Annotated in this window: 13 protein-coding genes; 4 read left to right on the plus strand and 9 right to left on the minus strand. The window is 70.2% G+C overall.

Translation table 11 applies throughout. The features are described from left to right. The first annotated feature begins 54 nt into the window (after positions 1-54). Positions 55-6993 (plus strand): DEAD/DEAH box helicase, encoded by a 6939-nt coding sequence (locus tag KO717_RS09135; protein WP_301365770.1) that lies wholly within the window; start codon positions 55-57, stop codon positions 6991-6993. After that, positions 6990-9233 (plus strand): UvrD-helicase domain-containing protein, encoded by a 2244-nt coding sequence (locus tag KO717_RS09140; protein WP_301365771.1) that lies wholly within the window; start codon positions 6990-6992, stop codon positions 9231-9233. The genes KO717_RS09135 and KO717_RS09140 overlap by 4 nt, the downstream gene beginning before the upstream one ends. Before the next feature lie 797 nt (positions 9234-10030). On the opposite strand, the gene KO717_RS09145 is transcribed toward KO717_RS09140, so the two are convergent. Further along, positions 10031-11368 (minus strand): class I SAM-dependent RNA methyltransferase, encoded by a 1338-nt coding sequence (locus KO717_RS09145; protein ID WP_301365773.1) that lies wholly within the window; start codon positions 11366-11368, stop codon positions 10031-10033. A 94-nt stretch (positions 11369-11462) separates the two neighbouring features. Continuing rightward, positions 11463-13526, minus strand: coding sequence for an APC family permease (locus KO717_RS09150; protein WP_301365775.1), 2064 nt, complete (start codon positions 13524-13526; stop codon positions 11463-11465). A 219-nt stretch (positions 13527-13745) separates the two neighbouring features. Here KO717_RS09150 and KO717_RS09155 point away from each other — a divergent pair, with 219 nt between their 5' ends. After that, a complete protein-coding gene (locus tag KO717_RS09155; protein ID WP_030016272.1) occupies positions 13746-14414 on the plus strand; it encodes a potassium channel family protein in 669 nt (222 codons plus the stop codon). Continuing rightward, complete coding sequence (locus KO717_RS09160; RefSeq protein ID WP_189739014.1) at positions 14411-15073, plus strand: potassium channel family protein; 663 nt, start codon at positions 14411-14413, stop codon at positions 15071-15073. The genes KO717_RS09155 and KO717_RS09160 overlap by 4 nt, the downstream gene beginning before the upstream one ends. Positions 15074-15756: 683 nt before the next feature. On the opposite strand, the gene KO717_RS09165 is transcribed toward KO717_RS09160, so the two are convergent. The 7 genes from KO717_RS09165 to KO717_RS09195 all read right to left on the minus strand — a co-directional run bounded on the left by KO717_RS09165 (position 15757) and on the right by KO717_RS09195 (position 22407). Continuing rightward, the gene (locus tag KO717_RS09165; protein WP_301365779.1) at positions 15757-16497 is read right to left on the minus strand and encodes a DUF3159 domain-containing protein; all 741 of its coding nucleotides are present in this window, start codon (positions 16495-16497) and stop codon (positions 15757-15759) included. A gap of 3 nt (positions 16498-16500) precedes the next feature. Then, a complete protein-coding gene (locus tag KO717_RS09170) occupies positions 16501-16920 on the minus strand; it encodes an OB-fold nucleic acid binding domain-containing protein (RefSeq protein WP_301365780.1) in 420 nt (139 codons plus the stop codon). A gap of 24 nt (positions 16921-16944) precedes the next feature. Continuing rightward, the gene (locus KO717_RS09175) at positions 16945-17631 is read right to left on the minus strand and encodes a response regulator (protein WP_266605846.1); all 687 of its coding nucleotides are present in this window, start codon (positions 17629-17631) and stop codon (positions 16945-16947) included. After that, positions 17628-20315: a sensor histidine kinase gene (locus tag KO717_RS09180; RefSeq protein WP_301365781.1), complete on the minus strand. Its 2688-nt coding sequence runs from the start codon at positions 20313-20315 to the stop codon at positions 17628-17630. The genes KO717_RS09175 and KO717_RS09180 overlap by 4 nt, the downstream gene beginning before the upstream one ends. A gap of 184 nt (positions 20316-20499) precedes the next feature. Continuing rightward, entirely contained in the window at positions 20500-21276 is a 777-nt protein-coding gene (locus KO717_RS09185; protein WP_301365783.1) for a DUF3710 domain-containing protein, read from the minus strand. 1 nt (position 21277) lies between these two features. Continuing rightward, on the minus strand, positions 21278-21823 hold the full coding sequence (gene dut / locus KO717_RS09190) for a dUTP diphosphatase (protein ID WP_301365785.1): 546 nt from the start codon (positions 21821-21823) through the stop codon (positions 21278-21280). Further along, on the minus strand, positions 21823-22407 hold the full coding sequence (locus KO717_RS09195) for a PaaI family thioesterase (protein WP_301365787.1): 585 nt from the start codon (positions 22405-22407) through the stop codon (positions 21823-21825). Before KO717_RS09195 ends, dut begins: the two co-directional genes overlap by 1 nt. Positions 22408-22409: the final 2 nt, after the last annotated feature.

The raw sequence follows: 22409 nt of genomic DNA on the forward strand, positions 1-22409 counted from the left end.
CGCATATACGGTGGTACTGATCACCAGGGCATCGGTAAGACAAAGGGGACCGTCGTGAAGCCCACCATGGCCGCCGCCCAGCTGCGCGGCAGTCTGACGCAGTACCTCACGACGACGTACGCCCTAGCCGACGAGGACACCCGGCGGGCCCTGGAGCGCTTCCTCGGCCACCCGGAGACGGGCATCTTCCGGGGCCCCTACCTCCGGATCAGGACCCCGTTCCACCGCTCCGACGACAGCTGGCAGCGGGAGCTCGAGTGCACGGCCGGTTTCCCCGGCTTCGCCCCCTACCGGCACCAGGCCAAGGCGTGGACACGGCTGTCCACCCTGCACGGTCCCGCCCAGCCGACTCTGGTGACCACGGGCACCGGCTCCGGCAAAACCGAGTCGTTCCTCATCCCCGTTCTCGACCACTGCCGCCGGCAGCGGGCCCAGGGCCACCGCGGCATCAAGGCGGTCCTGCTCTACCCGATGAACGCCCTCGCCACCGACCAGGCGGGGCGCATCGGCGAGTACCTGAGCCGGCCGGAGCTGGCGCAGGTCACCGCAGGCCTCTACATCGGCGACCGGCCCGACACCGACTTCCGACGGGTGATGACGCGGCGTGAGGAAATGCGAGTAACGCCGCCCGATGTGCTGATCACGAACTACAAGATGCTCGACCTGCTCCTCCAGCGCGGTGAGGACCGTTCGCTGTGGGAGGGCGCCGACCTCTCCTACGTCGTACTCGACGAGTTCCACACGTACGACGGGGCCCAGGGCACCGACGTGGCGATGCTGCTGCGCCGCCTGGCCTCCGCGACGGGCGCGTCACGGCCGGGCAAGCCGCTTGGGTCCATCTGCCCGGTGGCGACGTCGGCCACCCTCGGAGAGGGCACTGCGGGCAAGGAAGCCGGCGGCATTCTCGATGTCGCCTCCCGCGTGTTCGGAATGCCCTTCCCCGCCGACTCGGTCGTCGGGGAAGAGCGGATGTCGGCCGAGGAGTTCACCGGCGCCGTCGACTACGAGCTGCCGGAGCCACCGACGCCACAGGAGGTCATCGCGGTCTCGGGCGGTCCCGGCGTGGAGGCGCAGCCCGATCTACTCGACCTGGACGGCCTGGCCGCCAAGATGCTGGGCCGCTCCGGCCTCGACGCCTTCCGCATCGGGCGGCTGCTCAAGCGGCACGATTTCACGCACGGCGTCCTGTCGCTGCTGGGCGGGGAGCCGTTGGACGAGTGGGCGCTGCGGGACCGGCTGGCCCGGTTCGGATACGCCTGGGGACGTACCGCGCGGGAGAATCCGCACCTCGTTCTTCAGGCCCTGTCCCGGTTCGTCGCCCTGCTGTCGGCCGCCCGGGACCCGGAATCCGATGAGCGCAGCCCTCGTCCCCTCCTGCACATCGAAGCGCACCTGTGGGTCCGGCCCGTCACCCGCGTCCTGCGAGGCGTAGGGCCGTCCCCGGAGTTCCGCTGGTACGAGGACAACCGCACCGCTGCGCGCCGGGCTGTCCTGAACGCCGCTCCGCTCGCCGACGAAGATCCTGACGGACCCTCCGGCGGTTGGCCTTCGGCGAGCCGGCCACAGCCGCTGCCCGGCACGGATACGGCCGTACGCCCGGCCGAGGTGCACCTGCCCGCCGTGTACTGCCGCAACTGTGGGCGCTCCGGCTGGGCAGCCCTGTCCCCCGAGACTGATCCGCAGCGGCTGGTCATGGCGCAGGACCGCATCTGGCGGGCTGCCGTGGGCCGGGACAAGCGGCGCATCCGCTACTTCATCTCCGCCACGCAGCGAGAACGGCAGCAAGTCTTCGATGCGCTGACCGGGGCCCGGCCGTCGGACGGCGGTGTCGATCCTTTGTCGGTGGTGGTGCTGGACGGCGGGCAGGGCACCTACCGGCTGCCGGTGTCTGCGGATGCCACCGAGCTGATCGATGCCTGGTTCGCGCTGGCCCTGCTCGACAAGAAGTCGGCCGACCGGGCTGCGAAGGACGACCGCTGCCCCGCCTGCCACACCGACAACAGCATCCGCTTCCTGGGTACCTCGCAGGCAGCCCTCGCTTCGGCGACCGTCACCCAGCTGTTCACCGGTGGCGACATCGCGCTCGTTCCCGAAGAGCGCAAGACGCTGCTCTTCAACGACTCCACCCAGGACGCGGCACACCGGGCCGGCTACGTGGCCAATGCGTCATACAAGTTCTCGCTGCGGTCCCTCCTTGCGCACAACCTGGACGAGTCGGGGGCACCCACCGCGCTCAACGACCTCATCGGTCATGTGCTGGAGTCCGTCGACGACCCGGATGCCCTGGCCGCCGTCGTGCCACCCGATCTGCACGACGAGCCGGGGGTCGACCGACTGCTGTCAGGGCGCGGCACCGGCGACGCCCGCACCTGGAAGCTGATCGGCGAACGTCTCGCCTTCGCCACCGTGATGGAGTTCGGGCTGCGCAGCAGGATGGGGCGTACCCTGGAGCTGACGCGGACCGCCGCGGTCGAGGTCGTCGTGGACGAGCCCGACCGGGTCACGGACATCGCCCGCGATCTCCATCTTTCCCTGCCGGGGCAGCTCCTGGCCACGGGCGGGCTGCCCACGCCCGAGCGCTACCTCGCCTACGTACGGGGGATCCTGGAGCGCCTCAGGTTGCGCGGTGCGGTACACCACCGCTGGCTCGACACCTGGATGAGGGAAGCCGGTACCAACCGGTACCTCATCTCCGGCCGCAGGCCCGACGGCATGCCCGCCTTCCCCGAAGGCGTCGCTCCACCGCGTTTCCTGCTGGACGGCCAGAAGGACAAGTCCGAGTTCGACGCCATCACCGGACGCCTGGGCTGGTACCAGGACTGGACGCGCAGGTGCCTGGACCTGGATGCGGCCGGCGCCACGGAATACCTGCGCAAGCTGCTTCCCGCCCTCGCCGACCAACGGGTACTCGCGGCACGCACCACGAAGGACCGGCAGACCAGGATCTACGGGCTGCAGCCCGGGCACATCCAGGCGCAGTTGCTCGACGACTCCGTCGTGAACAAGGCATTCGTGGGCTGTGAGGACTGCGGCTGGCAGCAGGTCGTGGCGCCCGAGCGCCTCACCCGCTGGTACGGACACCCCTGTCCCCGCTACCGGTGCAAGGGGCAGCTGACCGCTCCACAGCCCGGCATGCCGAGGAGCGGATCCAGTTCTTCCGGGTTCGGTGGGTCCGTACGTGAGCGTGACTACACCGGCGACTACTACCGTCGGCTCTACTTGACTGGCGGCACCTTCCGGGTCGTCACGGCAGAGCACACAGGCATGCTGAGCCGACCCGAACGGGAGCGCGTCGAACGCAGTTTCAAGGCAGGCACGCACTACACCGACCCCAACGTCCTGTCGTGCACGCCGACCCTGGAGCTCGGCATCGACATCGGTGAGCTGTCCGCCGTCCTCCTCGGCTCCCTGCCCGCCGGCCCCGCCAACTATGTGCAGCGGGCAGGCCGGGCCGGACGCCGGACGGGCAACGCGCTCGTGGTCGCCTTCGGCGGGCGCAGGGCCCGCGATCTGTACTACCTGGACGAGCCGCGCGAGATGATCGCGGGGACGATCCTGCCTCCGGGCTGCTACCTGTCCGCTGTGGAGATCCTCAGGCGGCAGTACACGGCACGACTGCTGGACCTCGCGGCACGCGGCGAGCTGCGCACCTCCGACGGCGAAACACTGTCTCCGGTCCCCCGGCTGTCCTCTGCGCTGTTCGGCACCACGGGCTGGTGCCAGGACCTGGCAGACGCGGCGCAGACCCACGGTGCCGCGCTGGTCGAGGAGTTCCTCAGCCTCTTCCCGGACGGCAGCGGGCCCGAAGCCTCCGATGGCGCGGGGGTCTCCGCGTATGCCGCGGAAGAACTGAAGGCCTACGCCACCGACGGGATCGTCAGGGCGCTGCAGGAAGCCGAAGAGGACTGGACGGGCCGGCGCGAGGAACTCCGTCGCAGGATCGCTGCGATCGACGAGGCTGCCGGACATCTGGTCCGCACGGATGCTGTGCAGGACCGTGAGCGCCGAGAGCTGCTCGCGGAGCGGCGCAGTGCCGGGGACCTGCTTCGTGAGCTGAGCCAGTCCAGTGCCCATGGCACCCTGGTGGAACTGGGGCTGCTGCCGAACTACAGCCTCACCGACACCACCACCCAGTTGGAAGCAACCCTGTACTGGACGGAGACCCGGGACGACGAGGAGGGTTCGCGGGCGGAGAACCCCGCTGCGGATGCGGCAGGCCGGATCTACCGCAGCGAAACGCGCGACTACGAACGCTCCCGCAAGCTTGCCCTGACGGAACTCGCCCCCGGCAACAGCTTCTACGTCAACGGCTACCGGCACGTCGTGCGCGCGCTCGACGTCGGCACCCCCGACCGCCGGGCCTGGTCGGTGTGGCGGCTCTGTCCGTCGTGCGGGTACGCCCGAACGCACCACAACGCAAAGGACGATACGAGTCCGTGCTCCAGGTGCGGCGGTCGGGAGATCGCCGATGCGGGATGCGTGCAGTACGTGCTCCAGCCGAGGCGGGTCATCTCTCGTGACAAGCGGGACGACGCCCGGGTGCGAGACGACCGTGACGAGCGGGACCGTCGTCACTATGCGGTGCTGACGACCGTCGACATCGACCCTGAGCGGATCGCCCCGGGTTCCTGGCGACACGAGACAGCTGTGTTCGGGGTTGACTTCACTCGCCAGGCGAAGATCCGAACGTTCAATCTGGGGCTCGACCGCGAGGAAGGCAGCAGCACGACACCGCTCGCAGGCGCGGACGTGCGACTCAATCCCTTCTATGTCTGCACCAGTTGCGGAGGAGCCACCGCAGAGGGACGTCCTGTTGTGGACGTGCCTCAGCACGCGCTGACCGAGTCGGGCGCAACAAGCACCCCGGCAGCAGCACACCACCTGCTGTGGTGTCCGCGCCGCCGGGGCAGGGGGACGTCCGGGGGCGACGCAGGCGAGCAGCAGGGCAAGGGCCAGGACGTACCGTTGCTCCTGGCCCACGAGCTGAGCACCGAGGCCGTGCGCGTCCTGCTGCCCGCCTCCGTGGCCCGAGCCAAAGAACGTTTGGCCTCGTTCACCGCCGCGTTGTTCGCGGGGATCGCCGCTCAGTACGGGGGCGACCCGGACCACATTGACATCGCCGAGGCGACGATGCCCGATCATGCGGGCACCGACAGCTCGGACTGGCCGCGGCGATTCCTCGTGGTCTACGACCGCCTACCCGGAGGCACCGGCTACCTGCACCGGCTGGCGTCGGCCGACGGCTTCCGGGACGTACTCCTCAAGGCGCGCGAAGTCATCGAGAGCTGCGGCTGCCGCGAGAAGGGACTCGACGGCTGCCACCAGTGCCTGCTGCGACGCGTTCCGGCGGCCGACTACGACAAGGTCAGCCGCAACGAGGTGCGGCAGATGCTGGACGATCTGCTGGGCGCGGACGGTGAGCGTTGGCAGACCGCACCGGTCGAGACGACCCGGCACATTCCGCTGGAGCGGCAGGCGGAGAGCGACCTCGAGATCATGTTCATTGACAGCCTCCAGGACTGGGCCAGACTGTCCGAGTCTCAGGCCGCAGCCGACGCGTACACGACCTCGGCCGGTACGTACGCCCTGGATCTGCGGCTGACTGCGGCCGACGGCACCACCGTGAGCTGGCGCGTCTCACAGCAGCGCGCACTGGATGGCACCCGGCCCGACATACTCCTGGAACGCCTCGATGCGCCCAGCCCGCGTGTTGCCGTGTACCTGGATGGCTTTGCGTACCACGCGACCCCGGCACACAACCGCCTCGCCGACGACGCAGCCAAGCGGACCGGACTGCGCAGCGAAGGCCTGCGGGTGATCCAGTTGACGTACGACGACGTCAAGGAATGGCGCGAGCGCGTGCGCGACACCGGGTATGCGGGGGCAGGCCCGGTGGACCCGGTCTGGGAACCGTATGGCACGGATGCGCAGAACCGGGCACGTGACTACTACAGCCGGGTGGGTATGGGGCTGCCCGGCGAGCTGTCCGACTCGGTGTGGGTCAATCCGGCCCGACTGCTGCTCGCCTATCTGCGATCGCCGGACGCACTGCGCTGGCAGCGCCGGGCGGAGGCTGCTGCCGCCGGTCTGATCGGGACGGCGGGCGTCCGCGGCGCTGCCTTCGGTTCCGAAACTGTCGGTGTGGGCATCCAGGACGCGCTGCACGACCGAACGGTCACTGGCTCTGCCGGGCCCGTAAGGCTGATCTACGGGCCGGACGCCTCCGGCTGCCGGCTTGTCCTTGCCGCAGACGGGAGGCGAACTCCTCCGGTATGGACGGGGCTTGCGGTACTGGACGACAGTGCGGCGGCCCTGGCCGATACGCAAGTGCATCGCCGGCGCTGGCGGGGCTGGCTGTACTGGAGCAACGTGCTGCAGTTCTTGGAGCACGGCGGCGGCGACAGCGTGCAGCTCACCAGCAGCCTGCTCGACGGCTTCACGACCGACGTGCTCACCGTGACCGGCGGTGAAGGGTGGCTGCCCTCAACCCGGATCGGGATCCCGGTAGCGGAGCCTGCCTTGGCCGTCACCTCCACGGCACCTGTCGAGGAGGTCGGCAGCGTCCAGGACGGCGAAAGGACAGCCGCCCCAGCCGAGTCGCCCGTGACGCCGGCATCGGGAAGAGATCCGGCATGGGACCAGGTGCTGGAGTACCTGGATCCGGACGAGGTCGGCCTCGTGGACCTCTCCCGGGCACTCTCCGATGCGGGTGTGCCCGCCCCCCAGGACGGTTACGAACTGGACGAGCGGGGTTGGCAGGCAGAACTGGCCTGGCCTACCGTCCGCATCGGAGTGGTCCTGGCCCCCCGCACAGGAGGCCCGGAAACAACCGAGGAGCCGGACTATGAGTCCGCCGACCGGGACGAGGCATTCGCGGCAGCCGGCTGGGACGCACGCACTGCCACTGCCTGGGACGCTGCCGAGCTGATCGCCCGGTTGACCGGGAAGACCCAGAATCACAACAGCACCAACAACGGGGAGCACAGGCAATGAACACCTCGGGCGTGACGCTGCGCCTGCTCGACAAGGCCGACAAGGAGATCCTCAAGCTCCCCCGCACGGTCAAGGGCGCCTTCTTCGACTTCCAGCACAAGTTCAAAGCCAATCCGCACACGACCGGGCTCAAGCTCCAGCAGCTCAAGGGCGACAGCAGGTTGTGGTCGGCGCGTGTCAGCGACGACTACCGTGCCCTGCTGCTCAGACTGGCTGATGACGACTGGCTGATCGTCTCCGTCAAGCACCGCAAGGACGTTTACGACCGGCTGTCCTACGCCGTCAACCAGGTGACCGGCGGCATCGAGTACGTCGATCTGGAGGTGGTGGAGGAGAGCGTCCTTCGCCGCCTCCCCGCACCGCCTTCGGCCCCTGCCGCTGCCCCTGAACCGGTCAAACCTCAAGAACTCTTCGCCGACTGGTCCGACACCCAGCTGTCGGATCTCGGCGTAGCCGAGCCATTGCTACCGGTCATCCGGACTCTCACCACCGAAGACCAGCTCCTCGGATTGATCGAGTACGCCCCCCAGCTCACAGGTGAGGTGCTGCTCGCACTCTTCGACGGCAAGTCGTTCGACGACGTGCTCGACCAGGTGACGACCCCCGTCGCCGCCGCCGAGCCAGTCGATCCGGAGGACTTCCAGGCTGCCGCCGAGCGCCCGGCCACGGTGGTGACCACGTCCGACGAGACCCTGCGAGAGGCGCTGGAGGGCGGCGACTTCGGCCGTTGGAAGGTCTTCCTCCACCCCACGCAGGCCAAACTCGTGGAACGTCGCTACTCGGGCCCCGCCCGGGTAGGGGGCGGCCCGGGCACCGGCAAGACGATTGTCGCCCTGCACCGGGTGCGTCATCTCGTACGACAGCTGCCGCCCGGCCGTGACAAGCCGGTCCTCCTGACCACGTACAACAAGAACCTCGCCGCAGATCTCCGTTCTCGTCTTCTGGAACTGGGCGGCGAGGAGCTCGTGGCCCGAGTCGACGTGAGCCATGTCGACCAGCTGGCGCTGCGTATCGTGCGAGAAGCCGAACCCGGCAGCGGCAAGCAGGCGATAGACGACAGCCAGGCCGTGCGCGAATGGCGTGCGCTCCTGGACGAGCTGGGCGAGGAGGGCTGGGACCCCGAGTTCCTGCACGACGAATGGACCCAGGTGATCCTCGGCCAAGCAGTCGCCACACGGACCGACTACTTCCGTGCGCGTCGCGCCGGGCGCGGCCGGAACATCACCCGCGGCGAGCGCGCCGAGATCTGGCAACTCGCCGACCGCTTCACCCAGCGCCTCGACCGCCTCGGACGGCAGACCTGGGATCAGGTGGCCGAGCGCGCCGCGCGCCTGGAAATCGGGCGCGAGCAGCGCATCCTCTCGATCGCGCGTCAGCGGGAGGAGGCGGGAGGGCTTGACAACATCCATCTCCAGGACGGTTCAGGGGGCTGGCTGCGCTACCGGTACCGGCACATCATTGTGGACGAGGCACAGGATCTGCGCCCTGCGCACTGGAAGATGCTGCGTGCCATGGCTCCTCGCCAGGCCGACGATTTGTTCCTCGTCGGCGACACCCATCAGCGCATCTACAAGAACCAAGTGACACTCGGCAGCCTCGGTATCAACATCAGGGGCCGTTCCTCGAAACTGAGCCTGAGCTACCGCACGACCCGGCAGATCCTCCGCTCGGCCCTCGACGTACTGGGGGAGACCTCGTACGACGACCTCGACGGCGCCGACGAGACGTTGGCCGGATACCGGTCCGTGCTGAGCGGGCGGGTGCCTGCCGGTCACCCGTTCTCCGACTGGGCGGCGGAACGGGAAGGCATCGCGACTCTCATCAAGCAGTGGGACGAGGACCCGGAGTCGAGGATCCCCCACGAGCAGATCGCGATCTGCGTGCCGACGAACCAGATGGCGACCGAAGTCGCATACACGCTGAGTCTGCGCGGAATCCGCCCCGTGGAGATTCGCTCCGACGGCCCGAACGGGAGTGAGGGCGTACACATCGGCACCATGTTCAGATTCAAGGGGCTTGAGTACCAGCGTATGATCATCGCCGGCGTTGCCGATGGTCTGGTGCCGCGTGAAACTGTCAGTCGCCTTCGTACTACCGATCCGGTGCGCTACCGCCATGAGATGCAGCGCGCCCGTTCCCTGTTGTTCGTCGCGGCAACACGCGCGCGGGACAGCATGGACGTGTTCTGGCACGGAACGCCCAGTCCCTTCCTCGGCCCGGCGTTGACAAGCAGCTGCTAGCGAGACTCGAAGCAGGAAGGGCAGAGCAGCGGGCACCCGGCCGGCCCTGATCCGCACAGGACGCGCGCCTCGTCGGCGCAGGTTGCCATGGGAGCGGGCGCCTCGGTCCGCGGTGGCGGATTGGGGCCCGCTCCAGCTTCCACACTGGGCATAGAGGTACCGAAGAGCCCTGTCATGGCCCGGCCCGGCAGCTCGCGCAAGGGCGGGAATACGGCCCCCATACTCAATAGGCCCATGACGGCCATCATGTCCGTGGCTGTTCCACCGCTCGGAAACACGGCCGCACCTGTGCAGAGGGCCGCAGCGGCCACGAGCCAAACCATTCTGCGCAGCATGCGGTACCCACCGCGGGTCCGCCGGTGTGAGCTCTGCATCGTCCGGTGCAGGTGCGTCAGCCAGCAGGTGCGCGCTCACGACGACAAGCCTGTTGCGCTGGTCTCGGCCACTACAACTGTGTTGCAGGGCATTGGAGACCAGCCGGGCCATGCCGGCGTCGCTTGTGGGACGGACTATCCGGATCACAGGGCTGAGGAGGAGCCCTGTTCCTGCTGACTGGTGATGTCGTCAACGTCGAGGACGGGGCTGCCAGTTGCTTGAGGCAGAGCTAGACCGCTGTGGAAGGGCTCACCCCTCGCCTCCCGATTGGCGGTGTGGGCTCGACCGTTCAGAGTCGGACAGCGATAAGGCTGGCGAGCGTCAAGCAGCAGGTCAGGCAGCCCCTGCTGTGGCCGTCTGCTTCGACCTGTTGTTTGTCCGGAAACAGGTCGAAGCAGACTTCGAAACCGAGAAACCGCAGGTCAGGCGCCCTTGTTGAGCGGCTCCAGGATTGCCACGCACTCCACGTGGTGGGTCATCGGGAAGAGGTCGAAGACGCGCAGGGTGCGGACCTTGTAGCCGTTTTCCTTGAAGTAGCCCAGGTCGCGTGCCAGGGCCGCCGGGTCGCAGGCCACGTAGGCGATGCGGCGGGCCGAGAGGCCCGTGATGTGGCGGACCGTCTGCTTGCCGGCGCCCGCGCGCGGGGGGTCCAGGACGACCAGGTCGCATTCCGTGATCCCGGTCTTCGGGAGGATCTGCTCGACCTTGCCCTGCTCGATGCGGACCCGCGGGAAGTCCGCCAGGTTGTGGCGGGCGTCCTCCACCGCGCGCTTCGTCGACTCGATGCCGAGGACGGCTCCGGTCTCGCCGAGGCGTTCCGCGAGGGCTCCCGCGAAGATGCCGACGCCGCAGTAGAGGTCGAGGGCCATCTCGCCCTTGCGCGGCATCAGGCCCTGCATGACGGCCTTGATCAGGGTGTCCGCGGCCTGCGGGTGGACCTGCCAGAAGCCGCCCATGCCCACGCGGTACGTACGGCCGTCCGCGCGCTCCCGTACGAAGGGGCGGCCGTGGACGCGGTGGACGCCGCCGTCCTTCTCCTCCACGCGCAGGACGGAGACCGGCTTGTCCAGCTCGACGAGGGGGAGGCGGCCGCCGGGGCGGGGGGTCAGGACGACCTGGCGGTCCTGGGAGCCGGTCGCCGCGATCGCCTCGACCGTGGCCATCTGCGGCCAGTCCTGCTTCTCGATGCCCAGTTCGCTGACGCCCGGCGCCGCGATCATGCAGTGGTCGATCGCCTCGATCTCGTGCGAGCGGTGGCGGCGCAGGCCGACGGTGCCGTCGTCGTCGATGGCGAACTGCACGCGGGTGCGCCACTGCGGCACCTGCCCGGCCGGCAGCTTGTCGCCCTCGGCCGGCATCACGGTGCCGTCCCAGCCGGCCTCCTCCGGGGTGAGCCCCGCGAGCCGCTTCAGCTGCTCGGCGACGACCTCGCCCTTGAGGCGGCGCTGGGCGCCGGGCTTGGCGTGCTGCCAGTCGCAGCCGCCGCACTTGCCGGGGCCGGCGTACGGGCAGGGGGCTTCCACGCGGTCCTTGGAGGCGTCGAGCACGGTGATCGCGTCGGCGCGCAGGTAGCGGGAGTCCACGTCGCCCTCGGTGACCTTGGCGACGACCTTCTCGCCGGGCAGGGTGTGACGGACGAACAGCACACGGCCGTCCTCGGTCCGGGCGATGCAGTGCCCGCCGTGCGCCACGGGGCCGACCTCGACCTCGTACTCCTCCCCGACCAGTGACTGCTTCTCGTTCTGCTCGGGGCTCGTCATGGTGGGGAGACTCCAAAAACTGAAACAACGGAAAACGGCCGGACGACCGACCCACCAGTTTACGTGGATCTCGTCCGGCCGTTCACCAACCTGCTCAGCCCTTCGCCGTGGGCTCCTTCGGCGGCGAGGACCTGACGGGGCTGTCCACGGGGCCGCGGCGCACCGCACCCGGGGCGTTCCAGTCCTGGCGCTTCTTGGCCCGCCGCTTGGCGAGTTCCGAGGACTCCAGCTGGTAGGGCACCGAGGTGACCATCACACCGGGGGTGAAGAGCAGCCGGCCCTTGAGGCGCAGCGCGCTCTGGTTGTGCAGCAGGTGTTCGTACCAGCGGCCGACGACGTACTCGGGGATGTAGACGCTGACCGCGTCGCGCGGGTTCTCGCTGCGCAGGCCCTTGACGTACTCGACCACCGGGCGGGTGATCTCCCGGTACGGCGAGTCGAGGATCTTGAGCGGGACGTTGATCCCGCGCCGGTCCCATTCCTCGCGCAGCGCCTTGGTCTCGGCCGGGTCCACGCTGATGCTGAGCGCCTCCAGGGTGTCCGAGCGGGTCAGCTTGGCGAACGCCAGGGCGCGCAGCGTGGGCTTGTGGACCTTGGAGACCAGGACGATCGAGTGGACCCGGGAGGGCCGCACACTGTCGTCGCTGGGGCCCTCGGCGGCGGCGATCTCCGCGGAGACGCGGTCGTAGTGCTTCCGGATCGCGCTCATCGTGCCGTAGAAGATCAGCATGCCGAGCAGGGCCACCCACGCACCGTGGGTGAACTTGGTGGCGAGGACGATGACCAGCACCATGCCGGTGAAGAACGCGCCGAAGGCGTTGATCGCCCGGGAGCGGTGCATCCGACGGCGGGCGGCGGCGTCGCGCTCCGTCTTCAGGTGGCGGTTCCAGTGCCGGACCATGCCGATCTGGCTCAGCGTGAAGGAGACGAACACGCCGACGATGTAGAGCTGGATCAGCTTGGTCGAGTCCGCGTCGTAGATCCAGACGAGCAGGATGGCCGCGCCGGCGAGGAGCACGATGCCGTTGGAGAAGGCGAGCCGGTCGCCCCGGGTGTGCAGCTGGCGCGGCAGGTAGCGGTCCTGGGCGAGGATCGAGCCGAGCAGCGGGAAGCCGTTGTACGCGGTGTTCGCCGCCAGGAACAGCACCAGCGCGGTGGCCGCGGCCAGCAGGATGAAGAGGAAGCTGCCGTCACCGAAGACGGCCTCGGCCACCTGCGAGATCACCGGGTTCTGGATGTACCCGGGGCCGACCGGGACGCCGTTCGCCAGCAGGTCCTCGGCGGGGTTCTCGGCCATCCTCACGTCGCTGGCCATGGCCAGGCCGATGATCCCGCAGAACATGGTGACCGCCAGGCCGCCCATGTAGGCGAGGGTGGACGCGGCGTTCTTGCTCTTCGGCTTGCGGAAGGCGGGTACGCCGTTGCTGATGGCCTCGACACCGGTCAGGGCCGCACAGCCGGACGAGAAGGCCCTCAGCAGCAGGAAGACCATCGCGAAGCCGGCCAGCCCCTGTTGCTCGGGTTTGATCTCGAGATCGGCGGTCGGCGCCGTCAGGGTCTCGCCGAGGACGATGCCCTTCCAGGCACCCCAGCCGATCATGACGAATACGGCGGCGACGAAGACATAGGTCGGGATCGCGAAGAGCTTCCCGGATTCCTTCACACCGCGCAGGTTCATCAGCGTGAGCAGAAGGATCATGACGGTCGCCGAGAGCACCTTGTGCTCGATGACGAAATGCACCGCCGAACCGAGATTCTCGACCCCGGAGGAGATCGACACGGCGACGGTCAGGACGTAATCGACGAGCAGGGCGCTCGCCACGGTGAGGCCTGCCCTGGGGCCGAGGTTCGTGTTGGCGACCTCGTAGTCGCCGCCACCGCTCGGGTAGGCGTGGACGTTCTGGCGGTAGGACGCCACGACGGTGAACATCAGCACGACGACCGCGAGCGCGATCCAGGGGCTGTAGTGGTACGCCGACACGCCCGCGATCGACAGGACCAGCAGGACCTCGCCAGGGGCATATGCCACGGAGGACAGCGGGTCGGAAGCGAAGACGGGAAGGGCGATCCGCTTGGGAAGGAGTGTTTCTCCGAGGCGGTCGCTGCGTAGCGCCCGGCCGATCAGGATCCGTTTGGGCACGTCGGTCAGTTTGGACACGCAGAGGATCGTAAGCGTTCGAAATCAGACTGACGAACCCCCACCCCCTCATACCGCAATCCCGCCGCAATTCCTCCCCACCCGCAGCACGACTGCGGCGCAAGAGGCCCCATCGGTGACCGCCCGTGTGTAGCTTGGGCCATGGTCTGAGACCCTGTTAAACCAGAGCATGCAATGAGGCTGGGAACCAGCGAGTCGCTGACAGCCGGAAGGACGGCCGTGCACATCGTCATCATGGGTTGCGGAAGGGTGGGCTCCGCCCTCGCGCAAACCCTGGAACAGCAGGGGCATACGGTCGCCGTCGTCGACCAGGACCCCACCGCATTCCGCCGGCTCGGCGCCGGATTCGGCGGCCGCCGCGTCACCGGGGTCGGCTTCGACCAGGACACCCTGAGGGAGGCGGGAATCGAGGACGCGGGCGCCTTCGCCGCCGTCAGCAGTGGTGACAATTCCAACATCATCGCTGCCCGCGTGGCGCGCGAGATGTTCGGCGTGGAGAACGTCGCGGCCCGCATCTACGACCCCAAGCGCGCCGAGGTCTACCAGCGCCTCGGCATCCCCACCGTCGCCACCGTGCGGTGGACCGCCGACCAGATGCTGCGCCGACTGCTGCCTTCGGGCGCCGAGCCGCTGTGGCGCGACCCGAGCGGCGGTGTGCAGCTCGCCGAGGTGCACACCTCCGCCGCCTGGATCGGCCACAAGGTCAGCAAGCTCCAGGACGAGACGGGCGTGCGCGTGGCGTTCCTCACCCGCCTGGGCGAGGCGATGCTGCCCACGTCGGCGACGGTCCTGCAGGAGGGCGACCTCGTCCACGTGATGATGCGCACGGACGAGATCGACAAGGTCGAGGCGGCGTTCGCCGAGGGGCCTGAGGAGGCACACGCATGAGGGTCGCGATCGCCGGTGCAGGTGCGGTGGGCCGCTCCATCGCGGGCGAACTGCTGGAGAACGGCCACGAGGTGCTCCTGGTCGACAAGGCCCCGACCGCCATCTCGGTCGAGCGGGTGCCGCAGGCCGAGTGGCTGCTGGCCGACGCCTGCGAGATCACCTCGCTGGACGAGGCGGCGCTGCAGCGGTGCAACGTGGTCATCGCGGCCACCGGTGACGACAAGGTCAACCTCGTCGTCTCGCTGCTCGCCAAGACCGAGTACGGGGTGCCGCGCGTGGTGGCCCGCGTCAACAACCCGAAGAACGAGTGGCTCTTCAACGAGTCCTGGGGCGTCGACGTCGCCGTCTCCACGCCGCGCCTGATGTCGGCCCTGGTCGAGGAGGCCGTGAGCGTCGGCGACCTGGTACGGCTGCTGCGCTTCAGCCACGGCGACGCCAACCTCGTCGAGCTGACCCTGCCGGCCGACTCCTCGGTCGCGGGCACCCAGATCGGCGACATCACCTGGCCCGAGGACACCTCGCTGGTCACGATCATCCGGGGCAACCGGGTCCTCACCCCGCACGGGGAGGAGACCCTGGAGCCGGGCGACGAACTGCTCTTCGTGGCCGCCCAGGCCCGCGAGGAACAGCTGGAGGACCTCCTCCAGGCCCGCCGCTAGCCCTACGGGCCTGCTCGACGACGAAGGGGGCGCGCCCAGCAGGGCGCGCCCCCTTCGGGCTTCCCGCCCCGGGCCACCGCCCCTACGGCTCCACCCGCGTGCGGGAGCCTGCCCTGCGGGCGCAGACCCTCTGGGCGCAGACCCTGCGGGCGCAGGCCCTCCGGGCGCCGGGTCGCGCGGCCGTCCGCTCCCCGGGCCACGGCCCCGCGCGGGACCCTGCCCCACAGGAGCGGGACCTCCCCCACGTGACCGCTGCACCCCGGACCGCCTCGGGCGGGTACCGCCCGGGTACGACCCGGCACCCCGCCTCGCAGCCACGGACCCGCGCGCTCCCGACCCGTCGGCCCTATGGGCCCGCTCCCGCGCAGTGGGCTGCCCGCGGGCGCCGGGGCGTGCTCCTGCGGCCCTCCGCGCCCCAGGGCCCGCTCCCGCGCGGCGGCCTGCCCCGCGGGAGCGGGTTCCCCCGCACGGCCGTTCACGCCCCGGGCCGCCACCCCTACGGCCCCACCCGCGTGCGGGAGCCTGCCCGCGCAAGCGCCGGGGACGGGCTCCACCGGTCGTGCAGCGCCGGAACGCGCCTGCGGGCTCCGCCTGTGCCCGCAGGCGCGTTCTCGCGCTGCAGCGCGAAGGGGCGGGACCGGCCCTTCCGGCCGGTCCCGCCCCTTCGCGTCAGCTGTGCGCCGTCAGGCCTTCGGCCCCTTGGCGGCGGCCTCGGCGGCCTCCTTGGCCTCCCACTCCGCGATCACGTCGATCGGCGGCGGCGCCTTCGCCAGGAAGACCCAGGTGAAGTACACGGCGAGCACCATCGGCGGGAGCTTCAGCGCGATCAGCACCCAGCCCAGCTGCGTCGCGTCGCCCCACCAGTACAGCGGGAAGAGGATCGCGTACTTGGCGAGGAAGATCAGGCCCCAGGCCAGGCTGGCCTTGACGTACGCCTTCTTGCGCCCGGGGTTGCGGGTGCGCCAGGAGAGGTTCTCCTTGAACACCGGGCCCAGGATCACTCCGAGCAGCGGGAAGCCCACCAGCGCAGAGATCGTGAAGGCCACGCCGAGGCCGACGCCGTAGATCATGCCGGGCAGGTAGAAGCCCTTCGCGCTGCCCGTGAACAGGGCGAAGGCCACGCCCACGCCCACGCCGAAGACGCCGCTGAAGGCGTGCTTGACCGTGTCCTTGCGCAGCAGCCGCACGATCACCAGCAGGACCGCGACCGCGCCGGCCGCGATGGCGGACCACTTCACGTCCTTGTTGATCGTGTAGATCATGACGAAGAGCAGCCCGGGCAGCATCGTCTCCACGGTGCCCCGGATGCCGCCGAAGGCATCGAAGAGCGCCGCCTGGGTCACGGCCTTCTGGTCCTCGGACGGCCCGGCGGCATGCCGCGGCCCGGTCGGTTCCGGGGTGGTCGGTTTGTCGAGTGACGTCACCGGTCAGTGCTCCTGTCCGAGCGGGCGGAGTTCGTACTTCGGGTTGAAGAGCACCCGACGGCCGTGGGTCATGGAGATACGCCCCGAGGCAATCATGCGTCGGCCGGGCTCGATTCCCACGATCGAGCGACGCCCGAGCCAGACCACGTCCAGCGCGGCCGAGCCGTCGAAGAGTTCGGCCTCCAGGGCGGGGACGCCCGCGCGCGGCCGCAGGGTGACCGTACGCAGGGTTCCGGTCACCTTGACTATCTGGCGGTCGTGGCAGTCGCAGATCCGCGTACACCCCGCGGCTTCTGCGTCCTCCTGCAGCTCCGCCGAATGCAGCTCCTCCTGGGAGGTGGACAGCCGCTCAATCATCCGGCGGAACCGGCCCGCAGGCCTGACCGGCTTCGCGGACTTCTCGGGACGCGGTTCAGCACTCATACAGGAAGCGTACCGGCGTGCCCACTACCGCTCGAAGCGGTATCCCATGCCCGGCTCGGTGATGAAGTGCCGCGGATGCGAGGGGTCCGCCTCCAGTTTGCGCCGCAGTTGGGCCATGTAGACCCGCAGGTAGTTCGTCTCGGTGCCGTACGAGGGCCCCCAGACCTCCTGGAGCAGCTGCTTCTGGCTGACCAGCTTGCCGCTGTTGCGGACCAGGACCTCCAGCAGGTGCCACTCGGTGGGCGTCAGCCGTACGTCGCGTCCCTCGCGCACGGCCTTCTTGGCGGCCAGGTCCACCGTGAAGCCGTCCGTCTCCACGATCACCTCGTCCTCGCCGGAGCCCGCGGCCGGCTCGGCCCGGCGGACGGCGGCGCGCAGCCGTGCCAGCAGCTCGTCCATGCCGAAGGGCTTGGTGACGTAGTCGTCGGCGCCCGCGTCCAGGGCCTCGACCTTCTCGTCGGAGCTGTGCCGGGCGGAGAGGACCAGGATCGGCACCCGGGTCCAGCCGCGCAGGCCCTTGATCACCTCGACCCCGTCCATGTCGGGCAGTCCGAGGTCGAGCACGACCACGTCGGGGTGTCGGGCGGCCGCGAGTTCCAGTGCGCTGGCCCCGTCGGCCGCGGCGTCGACCTCGTATCTGCGCGCCTTCAGGTTGATCACAAGCGCTCGGACGATCTGCGGCTCGTCTTCCACCACGAGCACCCGGGTCATTGAGGTCCTGCCTTCTGTCGCGTCATCCGATCACGGCCGTGATCAAGTTCCATCGGTTCCATCGGTTCCATCGGTTGCGCCGGTCCCGCCGCTCCCGCCACTCCCGCCACTCCCGCCGCTCCCGCCGCCCCCGCCGTCGCGCCGCCGCCCGCGCCCACCGTGGCACGCCCCGGTGACCCGCCGCCGCGCACCGCGCGCAAGGTGAGCACCATGGTCAGCCCGCCCCCGGGAGTGTCCTCGGCCGTCAGGGTGCCGTCCATGGCCTCGGCGAACCCCCGGGCGACGGCGAGCCCCAGGCCCACGCCGGCCCCGCGCGGGGCGTCCCCGTACCGCTGGAAGGGGGCGAAGATCCGGTCCTTGGCCTCGTCGGGCACGCCCCGTCCGCGGTCGACGACCCGGACCTCGACCCGGTCGCCGAGACAGCTGGCCGCCACCAGGACCGGCTCCCCCGCCGGGCTGTACTTGACGGCGTTCTCCACGACGTTGGCCACGGTCCGCTCCAGCAGCCCCGGGTCCACCGCCACCATCGGCAGCGCCTCGGGCACGTCCAGCAGCACGCTGTCCTCCGGTACGCCGCCCAGCGCCATCGGGACCACCTCGTCGAGGTCGATCTCCCGGATCAGCGGGGTGACGGTGCCGGTCTGCAGCCGGGACATGTCGAGCAGGTTGCCCACCAGGTGGTCGAGGCGGTCGGCGCCGTCCTCGATGCCTTCGAGGAGCTCGGCCCGGTCCTCCTCGCTCCACTCCACGTCGGCGGAGCGCAGGGAGCTCACGGACACCTTGATGGAGGCCAGCGGCGTACGGAGGTCATGGCTGACGGCGGCGAGCAGCGCGGTGCGGATCCGGTTGCCCTCGGCCATCCGGCGGGCCTCCTCGGCCTCGCCGACCAGCCGCTGGCGGTCCAGGACCACGGCCGCCTGCGCCGCGAACGCGCCGAGCACCCGGCGGTCCTCGGCGGGCAGCACCCGGCCGGACAGGGCCAGGGCCATGTGGTCCCCGATGGGCATGTCCACGTCGGCGTCCTCGGGCCGCGCGGCGGGGGCGGGGCCGACGCTGCCGGCCGGTTTCCAGGGCTCCACGTCGTTCGCCCGCTCCAGCAGGGCCACGGACTCCATGGCGAAGGTCTCGCGTACCCGCTCCAGCAGCGCGTCCAGCGTGGTCTCGCCACGCAGCACGCTGCCGGCCAGGAAGGAGAGGATCTCGGACTCGGCGCGCAGCCGGGCCGCCTGGTGGGTGCGGCGGGCGGCCAGGTCCACGACCGAGGCCACGGAGACGGCGACCCCGAAGAAGACGGTGATGGCGACGATGTTCTTGGGGTCGGACACCGTCAGGCGGTGCAGCGGCGGCGCGAAGAAGTAGTTCAGCAGCAGCGAGCCGAGGGCGGCGGAGGCCAGGGCCGGCCAGAGCCCGCCGAGCAGTGCGGCCGCCACCGTCAGCGACAGGAAGAGCAGCATGTCGTTGGCGAGACCGAGGTCGGCGTCGACGTGCGTGAGCAGCAGGCACAGCAGGAGGGGGAAGACCGTCCCCACGACCCAGCCGGCGATGATCCGGGTCCGCCCGAGCCGGGCGGCCGAGCGCACCACGGGCAGCCCGCGCCCCTTGGCGACGTGCTCGTGCGTGACGATGTGCACGTCGAGGTCGGGTCCCGAGTCGCGGGCGACGCTCGCGCCGACCCCGGGGCCGAAGACGTACTGCCACGAGCGGCGGCGGCTGGAGCCGAGCACGATCTGGGTGGCGTTGACCCCGCGCGCGAAGGCGAGCAGGGCGTCGGGGATGTTGTCGCCGATCACATGATGAAACGTTCCGCCCAGGTCCTCGACCAGGGTCCGCTGGACCGCGAGCTCCTTCGGCGAGGCGGCGGTCAGCCCGTCGCTGCGGGCGATGTAGACGGCCAGGATCTCGCTGCCCGAGCCCTTGGCCGCCATCCGCGAGGCCCGCCGGATGAGCGTGCGCCCCTCCGGCCCGCCGGTGAGTCCGACGACGATCCGCTCCCGCGCCTGCCAGGTCGAGCGGATGTCGTGCTCGCCCCGGTACTGCTGGAGGTACTCGTCCGCCCGGTCGGCCACCCACAGCAGCGCCAGCTCGCGCAGGGCGGTGAGGTTGCCCGGCCGGAAGTAGTTCGACAGGGCCGCGTCGACCTTCTCGGGCTTGTATATGTTCCCGTGGGCCATCCGCCGGCGCAGTGCCTGCGGCGACATGTCGACCAGCTCGACCTGGTCGGCCCGGCGGACCACCTCGTCCGGCACGGTCTCCCGCTGCCGCACCCCGGTGATCGATTCGACCACGTCCCCGAGCGACTCCAGGTGCTGGATGTTCACGGTGGACACGACGTCGATGCCGGCCCGCAGCAGCTCCTCCACGTCCTGCCAGCGCTTGGCGTTGCGCGAGCCGGGGACATTGGTGTGCGCGAGCTCGTCCACCAGCGCTATCGCGGGCCTGCGGGCGAGGAGCGCGTCCACGTCCATCTCGGTGAAGGCGGCGCCCCGGTACGTCAGGGGCTTGCGCTCGACCTGTTCGAGGCCGTGGAGCATGACCTCCGTCCGCGGCCGGCCGTGGTGCTCGACGAAGCCGACGACGCAGTCCGCGCCCCGCTCCACCCGGCGATGGCCTTCCGAGAGCATCGCGTAGGTCTTGCCCACACCGGGTGCCGCGCCGAGGTAGATCCTGAGCTTGCCGCGTCCCATGCGCCCCATTCTCCGGGACGTCCACGCCGCGCACGCACCGATCGGCGCCCCGGCCGCGATCCCTGACGGATCCCTGACGCGGGGTGCCCGGTGGGGCACACGCCGGTGGGCCCCACCCCGAAGGAGTGGGGCCCACCGGCCGAAATACATGACGAGCCCCCCTGTGCGCGGGGGCCGTCCGAGGTCAGCGGACCTCGGTGATCTCCGGGCCTCGTTCGAGCTGGCCCATGCCGCCGCCGAAGCGGGAGCCTTCCTGGTCGTCCGTCTGCACGCCGTCCGGCACCATCTGGGCGTCGTTCGGCAGCTTCAGGACGATCGGGTCGCGGGGAGCCATCGGGCCGTCACCGCGGACGACGACGGTGTCCCGGAAGATCTGCTCCAGCACACCCGCCGACTCGGGGCGCACGGCGCCCTGGCCGGAGATGACGCCGCGCAGGAACCAGCGGGGGCCGTCGACGCCGACGAAGCGGACCAGCTGGGCGCCGGTCTGCCCGTCCGGGAGCGGTACGGGCACCTGGGCGCGCAGCTCCCAGCCCAGGGAGCCCTGGGCCTCGTCGATGATGCCGCCCTGCTGGGTGATACCCGCGGCGATCTCCTCGCGGACCTCGCCCCAGATGCCCTCCTTCTTGGGCGCGGCGAAGGCCTGCAGCTGCACGGCGCTGTCGCCGAGGACCACGGTCGCGGCCACGATCGCGTCACCGGCGACCTCGACGCGCAGCTCCATGCCCTCGACGCCGGGTACGAGGATGCCGCCGAGGTCCACCCGGCCGTCGGCCGGGTTCCCGAGCACCTCGGAGACGTCCCAGGGGCCGTCGGGCCGCGGGGCCGGCGGCAGGTTCACCCGGCGCGGGGCGGCACTCTCCTGCTCGCCCGCGTCGTCCTGCTCGGCGACGCCGTCTACGACCTGCTCGGCCGCGCCGCCGTCATGGGCGGAGTCGTTCTTCTTGCGACGTCCGAACACGTCACTGTCCTTCCCGGTCGGTTACGACCGAAGCGTAGCCATTCCCACCCTGCTGACCAGCCCCGGATCCGGCCACGGCCGCATGCCCGCCGGTGGAGCCGAAGCCCCCCTCGGCCCGGGCCGAGCCGGGAAGTTCCGCCACCTCGTGGAAGCGCACCTTCTCGACCCGCTGGACAACCAGCTGGGCGATGCGGTCGAAACGCTCGAACCGGACGCTCTCGCGAGGGTCGAGATTGACCACGATCACCTTGATCTCCCCACGGTACCCGGCATCCACCGTCCCCGGGGCATTCACGAGCGCGAGCCCGCAGCGTGCGGCCAGGCCGGACCGCGGGTGCACGAACGCCGCGTACCCGTCGGGCAGGGCGATCGAGACTCCGGTGGGCAGGACGGCGCGCTCGCCGGGCTCCAGCTCGGCGGCCTCGGTGGTGACGAGGTCGCAGCCGGCGTCGCCGGGGTGCCCGTATGCCGGAATCGGCACCTCCGGGTCGACGCGGCGGATCAGCACGTCGACCGGCCGGCGGGAATCGTGGTTGTTCTGGGACATCAGGGGTTCACCTCAAAGGCGCGTGCGCGCCTGACCTGGTCCGGGTCGGCCATCGCCGCCTGGATCTCCTCGGGCCGTCCGTTGTCGATGAAGTGGTCGACCTTCACCTCTATGAAGAGGGCGTCGGCACGTACGGCGACCGGGCCCTGCGGTCCGCCTATCCGGCCGACGGCCGTGCAGTAGATCTTCCGGCCGGCGACGGCGGTGACCTCGGCCTCCAGGTGCAGCACGGTGTCCACCGGCACGGGCCGCACGAAGTCGGTCTCCAGCCGCCCCGTCACCGCGATGACGCGCAGCAGCCAGTTCAGGGAACCCAGCGTCTCGTCGAGCGCGGTGGCGAGCACCCCGCCGTGGGCGAGACCGGGTGCGCCCTGGTGTGCGGGCCTGACGGTGAACTCGGCGGTGACGCGCACGCCCTCGCCCGCCCGGGCCTCCAGGTGGAGTCCGTGGGGCTGGCCCTCGCCACAGCCGAAACAGTGCTCGTAGTGCGCACCGAGGAGCTCTCCGGGTGCGGGCGCGTCGGGGTGCCTGACCGGCGCGGCGGCATCGGCAGGGGGCGTCAGCGCTGTGTTTCGTCCACTCACAG

This window comes from Streptomyces xanthophaeus, assembly GCF_030440515.1.
Lineage (GTDB): Bacteria > Actinomycetota > Actinomycetes > Streptomycetales > Streptomycetaceae > Streptomyces > Streptomyces kutzneri.

Coding starts and splice junctions, on each gene's coding strand:
- KO717_RS09140 (WP_301365771.1), top strand. CDS start 6,990: ATGAACACCTCGGGCGTGACGCTGCGCCTGCTCGACAAGGCCGACAAG.
- KO717_RS09145 (WP_301365773.1), bottom strand. CDS start 11,368: ATGACGAGCCCCGAGCAGAACGAGAAGCAGTCACTGGTCGGGGAGGAG.
- KO717_RS09160 (WP_189739014.1), top strand. CDS start 14,411: ATGAGGGTCGCGATCGCCGGTGCAGGTGCGGTGGGCCGCTCCATCGCG.
- KO717_RS09170 (WP_301365780.1), bottom strand. CDS start 16,920: ATGAGTGCTGAACCGCGTCCCGAGAAGTCCGCGAAGCCGGTCAGGCCT.
- KO717_RS09175 (WP_266605846.1), bottom strand. CDS start 17,631: ATGACCCGGGTGCTCGTGGTGGAAGACGAGCCGCAGATCGTCCGAGCG.
- KO717_RS09180 (WP_301365781.1), bottom strand. CDS start 20,315: ATGGGACGCGGCAAGCTCAGGATCTACCTCGGCGCGGCACCCGGTGTG.
- dut (WP_301365785.1), bottom strand. CDS start 21,823: ATGTCCCAGAACAACCACGATTCCCGCCGGCCGGTCGACGTGCTGATC.